The organism is Nostoc sp. PCC 9305 (assembly GCF_963920915.1).
In the GTDB taxonomy this organism is placed as follows: domain Bacteria; phylum Cyanobacteriota; class Cyanobacteriia; order Cyanobacteriales; family Nostocaceae; genus Nostoc.
This window is the reverse complement of record NZ_CAWUDN010000001.1, coordinates 21,780-34,759: the sequence shown is the minus strand read 5'-3', so window position 1 is coordinate 34,759 and position 12,980 is coordinate 21,780. Positions and strand designations below refer to the sequence as shown.

The following is a 12,980-nucleotide window of genomic DNA, read 5'->3' as shown; positions in this document are numbered from 1 at the left end:
GTCTAATTTTGCTGTCAATAAGCAATTTTAATGACAATCAACCACTAATACAGGCATCTCAAAGTCTTACTCAGTAAGCGATTCGCGGGGGTCAACGAAATCATAAGGGTTTCAAGAATTGGCATACCCCCGCGAAAAATTTACGTGTATGGGGTAAAAACCAACACTTTAACTTTCACCAAGAAACGCAATATTAATTTTTCAAGGTTCCGATTATCTTAAACAAGAGTATACCAAACTACTCCTGACTCTTCAAAGCGCGTCGTGCCAACTTGACATAAGTCTTCACCGTTTCATAAGGCATCTCTAAATCTTCTGCCACCACCTGCAATGACTCGCCCATTTCCCGCCGTGCTAAGATTGTCGCCCATTTTGAGGCTATTTCATCTGCGCGATCGCCACCCGTCCGTTTGCGTCGTGCTTTAAAAATCTGTGTTAAATCTTCAATGCGTTTCGCCAAGACAGTTTGCACATCAGGTATATCTTGGACAACTTGAGATGACCAACCCAAACGTGTTTGTCCCAAGCCAAAGGTAGTTTTGTGACCAGTACCGCAGTAAGGTGCAAGTTTTCCTAAAGCAGAAAATAACTGCCCAAATTCTGGCTGTTTGGCTGCATTTTTAGCTAAACTCAACTCAATCGCCCCAGTGAATCCTGTGACTGCGCCTTTCTTCCCCGCCAATACCTTCGCGGTTGTTAGTTGGCAACGAGTAATCAATATATAATCATCTACCCAAGCCAGAAAATCATCCTGGTCAACAGACATCCCCGAAAAGTCATTCCAGCGCCGCAGGTAGCTATGAAATACATTTACTGGTACTGGTAAGGGAAAGTGATGACCTTTACGGCGAAAACTTGTAGGACTGAGAAATTTTAGAGCGAAAGTTTCATTAAGCTCAGATTCTAGCAGTTGCATATAAGTCGTAGGAGGATGGGCAATTTTGACAGAACGAATCTGCAAAGGGGCATTTTTTAATTCCAGCACCTCTGGCAAATTTTCTACCCATTGCGCCATCCACTGTTGCACTCGATTAGATAAAGCTGTGACATACCAACGATAGGAGGTGTTTGCAGATAATTGTATTTGTCTACCGCTACTGGTAATCTCTCCATTTAAAGCTGAGATAGTAAACGGTTTCTCTGACTCTCCATCATGGAGGTAAGCAGAAAGTTCTGAGTCTGTGGAACGCACTTGTTGGAGAAACCAGGCGTGTAGTCCAATAGTGTACTGAGGGAAGAGGTCACAATCTTTTGCAGGGACTAACTCAAATTCTAAGTCGATTAACTCTGTGTCCGGCGGCCATATCAGCGCAGATGGAGGGATATTTGGCTTTTTTTGAGAGCGTCGAGGCATAGTATCATTTGAGCCACAGTTTCTATATTTTATCTTGTTTTCATCCCCAGGAGGGGATAAAACTGTGAATCGTGCTACTGCAATATGGGGTCAAATCAGAGACAAAATAAAATCCCCAGCAAACTGTTTGAGCGATCGCTAGGGATAAATAATATTATTGTCATACCAGCTAACCAAGTCTTGCTTTATCACAATTACCCTCGACTGTCCCGGTCAAAGGACTTGGGAGAATATAATTTCTAGCAATAATCAGGATAACTGATATTAACAAAGACGCAGGTGTTTAGATAAAGTCAATCAACTCAAAGCTTCATTATCAGGTAATTTTTGCACTCCTTGCACATCAAAAATAATCAAGAATTTGATATTTTTGATTGAATGTTGCAACACTTGTAAATAAGCAACTGCATCATTACGGCGGCGAAACCGTGCAACAAGATTAGACTGTTGAACACCAGAATTCACGCCAGCATTATCCAACAGTTGTTCGTTAGATAAAACGCGAATAATGCACCACGGATGCAGTTGCTGAAAATAGGTCATAATAACCACCTTACAAATGCTGTGAAATACTCAAAAACTCAGCTTTGAAATGACTATCATTACCGTAGGCTATGAGTATTTGCTAAGACAGAGCAAGATGCTATTGACAAATTACTTAATTTGTGAACTTTTATCGGCTATGATTCAAGATGGTTAAGGTGCAACCAGTCCAAAACCTGTTCGGGAATCTCCTCGAAATGTTCGAGAAAAAAATCCATCAAAGCCAGATGGAGTAAATCATTATGGGTGGGATAGCGTCGATTAGAACCATTTCTAAACCAGCCTCGAACTGTTGAATCCGAACGGGAACATATTAAGGCAATTAGTTCATAACTTACAGCCCATTTAGCATAAAATTGTGTTGGTGTCATGCTAAACTCCCAATTGCTATAGAGTAAAATCAGATGTCGTTCGCGTGTGGTGATTCGACGAATATTAGACATGATAAACAAGTTAAAATTTGCCAGACAAAATACACTTAAAAACAGCAATTTCAAGGAATTGTCAAAAGTCAGAATTTATCAGGAGTCTAGTATAATTGATATATTCATTAATCAAATGTTCTCCTGAATTCTGACTCCTGACCTTGATTAGTGTGAATCTAAATGGGTAATGATGATGCTCATATCCTCCATATAACACCAGTAAAACCGTTTCGCCATTGATGCAGAAGAACTCCAGAGTTCGCCATCTTTGCAACGATATCGATGGGTTCTTAAGCTGCGATATGTAGCCCCCTTATTAGCGAAACATTCAAAAGCTTTATCGTATTGCTTGCGGTCTTTTGGAAATAATGAATCAAGTTGTTTTTGGGCTTTTTCAGCGAAAATCAAACGGAACAAAATCAGTAAAAAGTAAAAAGCTAAAAGGAAAAAGAAAGAGAGAAAGCAATCAAGAATATGTAACGAATTACTGCCCTTATGTCTTGTCTTATTCAGTATTTCTTTTGACTTTTGACTTTTAACTTTTTACTTGTTTGGTGGAGCGCGTGCTTTTTTCCAAGCGTTCATTTTGTGATAATTTGTGTGGATAATACTTTGTCAGATGTTGCGCGATCTAAACTATAAACGCAGCGTCGTCTACTACAAACTCAGGTTGCGTTCCTAAAACTGCGACCTTGCAACGATTGTGTGCAGACATGGGGTAGAATCTAACTTGGTCTTCCCGTTTGTTAACGAGTCGGAAGAGGTATTTGGATAGGTTGTCATACTGCTTTTCATCCAACACGCACTCGAAAACCGATTTTTGCACCCGCAAACCATAAGCTTCTAGAAGTTTTGCCACTTTATTGCGACGGGTATCGCTCACGATGTCGTAGCAAACTAAATAAAACATCAGAGGAAGTAAAAAGTAAAAAGAAAGAAGAAAGAAGAAATGTGTAGATTACTACCGAAATTCCTTCACATGGATTCTCTTTTAACTTTTGACTTTTAACCTTTGACTTTTTACTTCTTCCTCTTCTCTTTTGCCTTTTAAGTTTTTACTTTTTACTTCACTTGCTGGACGAAACTTCAACGCTAAGGGACGGTAAAATTCTACATCTCCCAGTAAAGATGCAAGATATTCTCGTACTTGTAAGTCGATACATTGACGATAACTTACTTCTCCAGCGTAAGGATGCAGTACAAAAGTTCGCAATTTTGCTTCCCAATATTGGAGAAACTTTTGCAAAAGATTGCGTGACTGGCTTTTCCCGTTCCCATTTCCATTACCATTGGTGTTAGTCAAGTTGCGGACAAAATTTAACACCAAGTCATCGACAATAGGTGCGCGAAATTCTGCGGTAAAGTCCCATGCTAAGGGCAGTTCGTGATTACCATTGCAGTGTAAAATTGCGTAGTCTGGATTAAGTCCTGCGGTGTTCAGCAGTGTGTAAATATATTGATGCAGCAGTTGATTTCCCAGGTTTATTAGTTGGCTAATGCGCTTTGCAGTTGTACGCGGACATTCGTTGTAGAAGGTGAGTAGAGAAGCAACAGCGCAGTAATAAATATTATCAGCTTCTTCGCTGTATTCGTGCAGTTCGTCAATTCCTGGTGCTATTGGTAAGTTGTCCATCAATAGCGTCAGGTAATTTAATGCGCGTTGAGTTGTGTGATTAGCGTGGTGGCGAGTCCAGCTTTGCAAAAAAGTATGCTGATTGTGCAATTTTACCCAGGTAATACTTTCTGCTGTAGCGCGGTTAAATTCAGTATCGCGTGCGCGTCTACGTTGATAGGTAAGATATTTTGCTTGTAGTTGAGATGGATTTTCTACCCGTCCTAAATATTCACCAGTTTGGGTTAGATATAAGACGGGAATCTGATGTGAATGAACGATTTGAATGACTTGTTTTGGTAAAGTGATATTACCAAAGATGATGAACTGGCTGAGATTACGAATGGGAATACAGATACGTTGATTTTGTTGATGAAACACCTTTAAATAATGGTGTTGAATTTGGAATGTTACGTCCCGTTTCTGGATCTCTTGCCTGTGTTTTGGTATGTTTATGACCATTGCAGCCAAAGCAACTCCAAGCAAGATTTTCTAAAACTGTTTCTCCACCTGCTTGTCGGGGTTTTATATGCTCAACGGTAAAACTCTCGGTGGCAAATTGCTCCCAACAACGACAATACTCACAGTAACTGCGGGCACGAGCAGCAACAATACGCCTCATTGGTTCTGGGGTTCGCTCTGACATTAGGCGATGTTGCTGTGTTTAGGCAAGAACTCGTTAATCAGCACTTTCAAATCAGTCTGACGAAGTTGAGCTAGTTTTATCAATGCTTCTGCACGTTCAGCATCTTGTTGCTCGACGCGTTCAACATACATTAGTAGCTCTTGATGCTCTGTGTCTGTAATTACTCCAATCTCATTTTGTTGACGCAGATAAGCCAATCTATCTTGTTCTTCGGGAGACAGACGGTGTTGAATAATTTGAAGCAAAGCAGCTTCGCTGATTTGAGGGTTTGGTGTTTCTGATACCTGTAAAGCTTCGTGAGAAAGGGCTTCTAAAAATTCGACAGCCTTTACTAAAGATTCTCTTGGTAATTGTTCGAGTAAAGCGATCGCTCTTTTACGAATTTCTGTAGGTACAGCCATTATTACCTGACCTCGTTTGCTTCTAGCTTAGATTATAACCATCTTGTCCTGCTTTCTATTATGCGATCGCACTCCATCCTCTCAAACAAAGAGGTTTCCATCCCCGTGAGGGGTAAAGGAATTAAAACATCAATCCATCAAAGAACTGCTAGACTTAAAACAGTTAGGAACGTTTCCATCCCCGTGAGGGGTAAAGGAATTAAAACCAGTTTACGGCGAACGCGTTGTAACTGTAATACTTCGTTTCCATCCCCGTGAGGGGTAAAGGAATTAAAACCCCGATCCGATAAATTCTCGCGCTGTTTTAAAAGTTTCCATCCCCGTGAGGGGTAAAGGAATTAAAACCCTGCCCATTTAGAAGCCTTATGCAGACAGGGTTACAGATACCCATTTTCGCGGGGGGTCTAATTTACTTGTCAATAAGCTACATTTATTGAGAATTTAGTCCTAGTAGACCCTTCTCAAAAGCTTACTCAGAAAGCTTTTCGCGGGGGTCAACGAAAGAATAAGGCTTTTGGCGATCGCCTGACCCCCGCGAAAAATTTACGTACACAAAGTAAAAACAAGTACTTTGAGATTCACTTGGAAACGTTAGATTAAGTTTTCAAGGTTCTGTCTGTTGTTTCAGATAGTATCACAAAGTACTCTGACTTTTCACAGCATCAAACACGAACTTAATATAAGTTTTCTCTACTACCGCCCTGGTTGTGCAAGGTTATTTGTGGAACAGTTTATTTCTCCCAAATCATCGGTCGGTAAACTTCCACTTCACCCTTCAAGCATGAGATATATTCCCGTACCTGCAACTCAAGAGCGCGACGGTATGCTACTTTTTGTCCAGTATGAGGGTGCGTCATTTCTGATTGCAATTTCTCTTCCCAATGTTTCAGAAACTTCTTGAGTGCGTGAGCTTGAAAATACACACCTTCTCGTTCGTCGGGTAACGTAAAATCATCAATTGTAAAAACTTCTGAATTGACTAAATAAACTGCTAAAGAATCGACCAAACCAGCCCTCCATTCTTCCATCAAATCAGAAACTAGTGCTGGATGATTGTCACGGGGAACGTGTAAATTCCCAAAATGAGTATGCAATCCTACAGATTGGATGAACGAATAAACATTTTGGCTTAATAGAGTGTACCCCAAACTGAGCATACTATTAATGGGGTCAGTGGGTGGACGCTTGGTGCGCTTTTCAAACGTAAACGAACCAGAAAATAAACTTCCCAGTGCTTGAAAATAAATTGTCGCCGCCCTTCCTTCATATCCCCGCAGCATATCCAGATTATCTGCAAAAGGTAGTTTGCTCATCAAAATTTCTAATTCATTAGATGCCTTTTTGATGATTGTTTCATCTACATTTTTAGATTTTTGACGACGGTTTAACCGCATCAATAATATACGTGAATTATGCAACTTTGCCCGAACTATCGCTTCAGCTTGCTTTCTGGTAAACTCTGGATTTTGACAACGCTCAACCTGTAACATCAAATATTCAACTTTAGCATCACCTTCTGTTTGCAACCTGCCAAAATACCGACCTTTTTGCGACAAATACATCATTGAAATCCGTCGCCGCAACGCCATACTCACTGCACCATGTGATACATTACAACAACCAAACAGCACAACATTACTGACTCGACTAACTGGAACTTTAATCCGCAATTCACCTTGATAATAAACTTGAAATTGTTGATTTTTTACGCTCAAATAAGCACCTTGGTCGGTTATATATAAAGTAGTCATGGTTTCCTGCCAATAATGAGAAATTGATGCTCTCGGAAAATTGATCGGCTTGTCAATACTGCAAGCTTTAGGAGGATGAGAAACTGGTTTCGCTGGTCTTGGTTTCCTGCGAAAATAAGGTGTACCTGAATCATTAATTACCCATTCCCCAGGGAGTACAGGTTTGGGTGGTGGTGGTGCATAAACTTCACCGCCAGCAAAGCGATAACCTAAAAAAGTAAACTCATCATTGGGCGTAAAAATCTGTGTCTTCTCTGGTTGTAGAGTTAAATAAACTTCTCCTAACCAAGCAGTAATTTTGTCAAGGATACGGTTTGCTTCTTGCCAACTCTTACAGGCGATGACAAAATCATCCCCGTATCGCACTAAATTAATACCTTGACTGAGACATTTTCTATCAAAATTAGTCAGGTATAAATTTGCTAAAGCACCAGAAAGTCCCCCACCTTGTAATACTCCTTTACCAAAATTACGATATTGTCCAGCGACGATAATTCCTGACTTCAACTGCTGTTCTAGTAACTGTAATACTATTGGTTCAAGTGATAATTCCTCCAATGCAGTTAACAATAATGCCCAAGAAAGATTGTCAAAAAAATCAGCAATATCGGCTTTGATAATCCATTTGGGTTGATACTGATAGTATCCATATAAATGTTGTACTGCTTGGTGAATACTGTGTCCAGGACGATAGGCATAGCTGCAATCAAGAAACGTATCTTCTAAGGGAAAATACAATTCATCGAGTAGTAAACGCTGGATAATTCTATCCCGCACGGTAGGGACACCAATTAAGCGCTTACTGCCGTTTTTCTTGGGTATGTAAAACCCTTTAGCAGGGCTTGGAGTGTAAGTTTCGTGGTGTAGTTGATATTCGAGCTTCTGTAATTGTTCGGTAGCCATTGACTCGAATAAGTCAACAGAAATACCATCAATCCCCGCAGTTTTACTTCCCGCACGAACTTGTAGCCATGCGAAATTGAGGTGTTCTTTGGTGAACATAATCAAAAGTAAAAAGTAAAAAGGTAAAAGGTAAAAGAAAGATTATGGACACGCTTTCAACCTACTTGGGATGATAAATCCCAAGGGCGAGTAGCGAAACTCCGTTAAAACGGACTAAAAATGTAATATGTGTTTTAGTGTCGAATCCCTTGCAGTACCTTTGATTTAATTGTTGCAGTGCCATATATGAGTTATTGACTCTTGTATATGAGTTCGTATATGACTTATGTAAAATTCTTTTACCTTTTGACTTATTATGAGCAGGACTCTGGTTGCATCAGATGAAGGTGTGAAGCTGGCAAGAAAAGCCTTAAAAGCCAGAAATTTAACTCAAACAGATTTTGCTATGGAGGTAGGATTAGGTTACACAACTGTTAATAATTTCCTCAACAGTAAACCGATATATCGCACAAATTTTCAAGAGATGTGCGTTTTTCTGGGCTTAGACTGGCAAGATATTGCTGCATTTGGTGAAGAAGCCGAACCCCAAGAACTCACATCCCTTGATAACCTTTGGCAACAACTTCAATTATTAAGCTCTCCTACTGAACAAATGGGGCTAGTCTTAGTAAAAGAGGAAACACTAGGTTGGGGGAAGAATTTACCGAGCCGTTATGAAAAGTCAGTGCAGGTAGGTAGTTTTATTCGTTTTGAAGTCAACTTAGAGACTCCTGGATATTTACTACTATTGCAAAAAGATACATCTGGACAACTTTGGTGTTTTTGTCCTTCGTGTTTTGCTCCCCAGCCGCAGTTGAATACAGGTAAGACAACTCTGCCTCAAGAAGGTTCGCCAATAACGTCTTTCCCAATAGAAGGCGAACCAGGTAAGGAGGAAATTATCGCAGTCCTTACCAAGGAAGTACCTGCATTAGACTGGTTACGGCAAGAGAATGATGAGGTTTTGAAACTAGAAGCAAGTCATCTTATAGAGTTACTAAAATATGTGACCGAACGCGGAGACTATCAACTTTGGTATACAGATTACATGGTTATTGCACGATAAAAAAGTTAATAGTTTAGGCGTTCAAAACTTCAAGTAGTTTGTTATACTACTGCTCATAGCCACAGAACCTTGAAAACTTAATATCAAGTTTCAAAATAAAAGTAAAAGTGCTTAGTTTTACTTTTCATACGTAAGTTTTTCGCGGGGGTAGAGCGATCCCTGAAACCCTTATGATTTCGTTGACCCCCGCGAAAAGCTTGCTGAGTATGAGTTTGAGATACCTAAGTCTGTGTCTAATTGTCAATAAGCTATACTTATTGACAGGCAAATTAGACCCCCCGCGAAAATGGGTATCTGTAACCCTCTCTGGACAAGGCTTCTAAAAGGGTAGGGTTTTAATTCCTTTACCCCTCACGGGGATGGAAACTCATGATGAACAATTTTAGGTAAAATAAGTAATTGATTGATTGATTGAAAAGTCAAAACTAAAAAATATACAAACATCTGGAACTAGCAGATGAAAAAACTCTTAAAAAAATTAAATCAACTTAACTTACAGGTTGTGCAACTTGCTGGACAAGGAAACTTAAAGCAAGCAATAATCATTGCCCAACAAGCTGTCAATTTAGGATCAAGCCAGCAGCTAACAGAGCATTCAGAATATTGTGATAGCTTGAATAACTTAGCAGAATTATATCGGATACAAGGATGTTATTTAGAAGCCAATCCCTTGTATTTACAAGCGTTAACTATTAGAAAAAGTCTCTTAGGTTCAGAACATCCTGATGTTGCACAATCTTTAAATAATCTGGCAGCACTATATCATTCACAAGGTAATTACTCACAAGCCGAAAAATATTTTTTAGAATCCCTGGAACTTTGGAAAAGTATTTTTGGAGCCGAACATTTTCAAATTGCGACTAATTTAAATAATCTGGCAGAAATTTATCGAGAACAAGGAAAATATCTCAAAGCTGAACAAGTACATTTAGAAGTTTTAGCAATGCGAAAACGTCTGTTTGGCGATGAACATCCAGATATTGCTCAAACTTTGACTAATCTAGCATCAATTTACACATCCCTTGGACGCTATAAAGAAGCAGAAAAAATGCACTTAGAAACCTTGGCGATGAAAAAACGTTTGTTTGAAGAGTTACATCCTGATATTACTATTAGCCTGAATAATTTGGCCAGATTGTACGATGTTCAAGGACGTTATCTCGAAGCAGAACAACTGCATTTAGATGTTTTAGACAGATGGAAAGAAATATTAGGTTCAGAACATCCATATATCGCATCTACCTTCAGCAATCTGGGTGGAACTTATCAAGAACAGGGGCGTTATATAGAATCAGAGCAAAAATATCTAGAAGCCTTGGCGATGAGAAAACGCTTGCTAGGTGCTGAACATCCTGATATTGCTAGCGGCTTGGATAATTTAGCAGAACTTTATCTGATTCAAGGGCGTTATTTATTAGCTGAACAAAAGGCTCTGGAAGCTTATTCTTTGAGAAAACAACTGTTCAGTTCTGAGGAGTTTGATATTGTTGATAGCTTAAAAATCCTGGCAGTAATTTACACATATCAAGGGCGATACTTAGAAGCTGAAAAACTATATTTAGAAGTATTTCCAATACTAGAAAGCTCATTAGGAAAAGAGCATCCCGTAATTGCCGGTGCTTTAAACAATCTGGCAGGACTTTATGAAGAACAAGGAAATTATTCTCAAGCCGAACAAAAATATTTATCAGCCCTAGAAATTCAAAAAAATCTCTTAGGTAACGAGCATCCTGATATTGCCTTGACTTTCAACCAAATAGCAGTTATTTATCGGTTACAAGGACGGTATTCTGAATCTGAACAACTGCATCTAGAATCTTTGGCGATGACCAAAAATATTTTAGGAGAACGACATCCATTCGTAGCAGCAATTATTAATAATTTAGCAGCATTATATCATGCTCAATTTAAATATCAAGAAGCAGAATCATTACTTTCGTCAGCCTTAGCTATCGTTAAAAGTGCCTTTGGTGACGAACACCCACAAGTAGCAAGTACGATGAATAACTTAGCGGTTATTTATGACTTTCAAGAGCGTTATCAAGAAGCAGAAGAACTCCATTTAGAAACATTGAGACTGAGAAAGTCATTATTAGGAGAAGAACACCCACAAATCGCTAATAGTCTGAATAATCTGGGAGAGTTATACTTTTCTCTGGGGCGCTATGAAGAAGCACAACAGAAGTATGTAGAAACTTTGGCAATGAGAAAACGCCTGTTGGGAGATGAACATCCTGATGTTGCATTTAGCTTAAATAATCTCGCAACGGTGTTAGCTGCGACTAACCGCCCAGATGAAGCTTTATCTCATCGCATCGAAGCCAGTAACATCAATGACAAGATTATTCGTAATATATTCGCTTTTAGTTCCGAAAGCGATCGCCTGTCCTTCCTCCAGAAAATTCGCAATAACTTTGACTTATTTCTTTCCCTAGTCTGCAACCATCTTGCTGACTCAGATAAAGCAAAACTTGCAGCCTTAGATTTTGTTCTCAAACGTAAAGCCTTAACCGCCTCAGCGCTGGCGGCTCAAAATGAAGCATTTTACAATGGCCGTTACCCGCATCTAACAGAAAAATTCCGTCAACTGCGCGATTTGAGCAATCAAATTATCCATCTGACTTTTGCAGTTCCCAAAACAGATGACTTAGCTACATACCAAGATAATTTGAGACAACTGCAAAACAGACATAACAACTTACAAAAACAATTAGCAGCACAAGTTCCAGAAATTCAGCTATCACAGCAAACTTTCGACCGTCAGGCGATTGTCGCAGCATTACCTTCTGATTCTATTTTGGTCGAGTTTGTCCGCTTTGACGTATTCGATTTTCAGGCAATTTCGGCCAATGGAGAAACACAATGGCATCCAGCTCGGTATTTAGCATTTATTTTAACAGCCGGACAATTAGATGCCGTACAGATGGTAGATTTAGGGGCAAGCGCATCCATCGATGAACTGATTCAAGCCTTTCGCTTACAAGCATCTGACTACACCCACCCGACATTAGCTTGGGGTAAAGGTAGTGACGCACCAAAGCTGCACATCAAATCATACAATCCCACAGATGCGATGCAACTGAGTCAAGCAGTGTTCGACCCCATCCGGGACTTAGTGAAAGATTGCAGCCATCTAATTATTGCACCCGATGGGAATTTAAACTTAGTGCCGTTTCAGATATTGCCGATTGATGCCACAGGCTCACGTCTATTAATGGATGACTATACCATCAGTTATCTGGGTGTCGGGCGAGAAATTCTCCGTAGCAAAGTTCAGCTACCAACAGGTTTTATTTCGACACCATTAATCATTGCCGATCCTGATTTTGATTTATTGGGGACTGGGGATTGGCGATCGGGAACTGGGGACTGGGAAAAAAATTTCATGCTCGATGTCCGAAGTCTTCAGTTAAACGATCATCTCACAGAAAAAGGCTTCCTTCGCGCTCCAGGGACAAGGTTTTTGGGGGAAAGTGTGGCGAAAAAACTGCCTGATGCCAAATTATACTTAGGCGCAGAAGCACTAGAAACCCGCCTGACAAGTAGCGAGTGTCCTAGTATCATGCTAATTGCAACTCATGGCTTATTCCAAAGCGATTCCCAGGCGCAACCAGTCACTAACAGGCGCAACCTACTAAACATGGAAGGTCTGCGAACAACCAAGGTAGAAAATCCTATGTTGCGTTCTGGGCTGGCGTTAGCAGGTGCTAATACTTGGCTTGCTGGTGGGAGACTTCCTCAAGCAGCAGGTAAAGGCTTTGTTTTTGCCCAAGATATTGCCAGTTTAGATTTGTGGGCGAATGAATTGACGGTTCTTTCTGCCTGCGATACTGCCAGAGGTGATATTAAAATTGGCGAAGGTGTATTTGGGTTGCGGCGTGCTTTTGCAGTGGCAGGTACAAAAACTCTAGTGATGAGCCTATGGTCTGTTCCTGACAAAGTAACTGCCTTACTGATGGAGCGTTTTTTTGATCACTTGCAGTCTGGCAGGAGTCGGTCTGAGGCGTTACATTCTGCTCAGAATTATATACGTACAATTACAGTTAAGCAATTGCGCGAATCAGCTTTGGGTCTGGAAGTGCTAAAGGAACTTTTAGCGGTCAAAGAGTTATCAGTCAAGACTAGAATTGATTGTCAAGAAAAAGACACACCATTAGAACATCCCTTTTACTGGGGAGCATGGATTTGTCAGGGAAATACAGATCCATTGGTTAACTAGGGGTAAAAGTGGACAAGCTGG

General features: G+C 40.1%; 11 protein-coding genes. 2 read left to right on the top strand and 9 right to left on the bottom strand.

What is annotated here, in order from left to right:
* Nucleotides 1–238: 238 nt before the first annotated feature.
* The 9 genes from cas6 to cas1 (ACM0OX_RS00125) all read right to left on the bottom strand — a co-directional run bounded on the left by cas6 (nt 239) and on the right by cas1 (ACM0OX_RS00125) (nt 7,734).
* Nucleotides 239–1,354: a CRISPR-associated endoribonuclease Cas6 gene (gene cas6, locus ACM0OX_RS00165; RefSeq protein WP_414512065.1), complete on the bottom strand. Its 1,116-nt coding sequence runs from the start codon at nt 1,352–1,354 to the stop codon at nt 239–241.
* A 297-nt stretch (nt 1,355–1,651) separates the two neighbouring features.
* Nucleotides 1,652–1,897 carry a hypothetical protein gene (locus tag ACM0OX_RS00160; protein WP_414512063.1) on the bottom strand — a complete coding sequence of 82 codons (246 nt, stop codon included), beginning with the start codon at nt 1,895–1,897 and terminating at the stop codon, nt 1,652–1,654.
* Between the two features lie 137 nt (nt 1,898–2,034).
* On the bottom strand, nt 2,035–2,340 hold the full coding sequence (locus tag ACM0OX_RS00155; protein WP_181927114.1) for a hypothetical protein: 306 nt from the start codon (nt 2,338–2,340) through the stop codon (nt 2,035–2,037).
* Between the two features lie 147 nt (nt 2,341–2,487).
* Nucleotides 2,488–2,742: a hypothetical protein gene (locus ACM0OX_RS00150; protein ID WP_414512268.1), complete on the bottom strand. Its 255-nt coding sequence runs from the start codon at nt 2,740–2,742 to the stop codon at nt 2,488–2,490.
* A 211-nt stretch (nt 2,743–2,953) separates the two neighbouring features.
* Nucleotides 2,954–3,232 (bottom strand): CRISPR-associated endonuclease Cas2, encoded by a 279-nt coding sequence (gene cas2, locus ACM0OX_RS00145; RefSeq protein ID WP_414512061.1) that lies wholly within the window; start codon nt 3,230–3,232, stop codon nt 2,954–2,956.
* A gap of 81 nt (nt 3,233–3,313) precedes the next feature.
* The gene (gene cas1 / locus ACM0OX_RS00140) at nt 3,314–4,315 is read right to left on the bottom strand and encodes a CRISPR-associated endonuclease Cas1 (protein ID WP_414512059.1); all 1,002 of its coding nucleotides are present in this window, start codon (nt 4,313–4,315) and stop codon (nt 3,314–3,316) included.
* The gene (locus ACM0OX_RS00135) at nt 4,272–4,580 is read right to left on the bottom strand and encodes an HNH endonuclease (protein ID WP_414512057.1); all 309 of its coding nucleotides are present in this window, start codon (nt 4,578–4,580) and stop codon (nt 4,272–4,274) included. Before ACM0OX_RS00135 ends, cas1 (ACM0OX_RS00140) begins: the two co-directional genes overlap by 44 nt.
* Nucleotides 4,580–4,981: a hypothetical protein gene (locus ACM0OX_RS00130; RefSeq protein WP_414512055.1), complete on the bottom strand. Its 402-nt coding sequence runs from the start codon at nt 4,979–4,981 to the stop codon at nt 4,580–4,582. The genes ACM0OX_RS00135 and ACM0OX_RS00130 overlap by 1 nt, the downstream gene beginning before the upstream one ends.
* 731 nt (nt 4,982–5,712) lie before the next feature.
* A complete protein-coding gene (gene cas1, locus ACM0OX_RS00125; protein ID WP_414512054.1) occupies nt 5,713–7,734 on the bottom strand; it encodes a CRISPR-associated endonuclease Cas1 in 2,022 nt (673 codons plus the stop codon).
* A gap of 256 nt (nt 7,735–7,990) precedes the next feature.
* Between cas1 (ACM0OX_RS00125) and ACM0OX_RS00120 the strand changes: the two genes are divergently transcribed.
* A complete protein-coding gene (locus tag ACM0OX_RS00120; protein WP_414512052.1) occupies nt 7,991–8,740 on the top strand; it encodes a DUF4384 domain-containing protein in 750 nt (249 codons plus the stop codon).
* 457 nt (nt 8,741–9,197) lie between these two features.
* Nucleotides 9,198–12,959 (top strand): tetratricopeptide repeat protein, encoded by a 3,762-nt coding sequence (locus ACM0OX_RS00115; protein WP_414512050.1) that lies wholly within the window; start codon nt 9,198–9,200, stop codon nt 12,957–12,959.
* Nucleotides 12,960–12,980: the final 21 nt, after the last annotated feature.

Excerpts from the sequence above, each read along its gene's own strand:
- ACM0OX_RS00130 (WP_414512055.1), bottom strand. The coding sequence starts at position 4,981 with ATGGCTGTACCTACAGAAATTCGTAAAAGAGCGATCGCTTTACTCGAA.
- cas2 (WP_414512061.1), bottom strand. The coding sequence starts at position 3,232 with ATGTTTTATTTAGTTTGCTACGACATCGTGAGCGATACCCGTCGCAAT.
- cas6 (WP_414512065.1), bottom strand. The coding sequence starts at position 1,354 with ATGCCTCGACGCTCTCAAAAAAAGCCAAATATCCCTCCATCTGCGCTG.
- ACM0OX_RS00155 (WP_181927114.1), bottom strand. The coding sequence starts at position 2,340 with ATGTCTAATATTCGTCGAATCACCACACGCGAACGACATCTGATTTTA.
- ACM0OX_RS00115 (WP_414512050.1), top strand. The coding sequence starts at position 9,198 with ATGAAAAAACTCTTAAAAAAATTAAATCAACTTAACTTACAGGTTGTG.
- cas1 (WP_414512054.1), bottom strand. The coding sequence starts at position 7,734 with ATGTTCACCAAAGAACACCTCAATTTCGCATGGCTACAAGTTCGTGCG.
- ACM0OX_RS00120 (WP_414512052.1), top strand. The coding sequence starts at position 7,991 with ATGAGCAGGACTCTGGTTGCATCAGATGAAGGTGTGAAGCTGGCAAGA.
- ACM0OX_RS00160 (WP_414512063.1), bottom strand. The coding sequence starts at position 1,897 with ATGACCTATTTTCAGCAACTGCATCCGTGGTGCATTATTCGCGTTTTA.
- ACM0OX_RS00135 (WP_414512057.1), bottom strand. The coding sequence starts at position 4,580 with ATGTCAGAGCGAACCCCAGAACCAATGAGGCGTATTGTTGCTGCTCGT.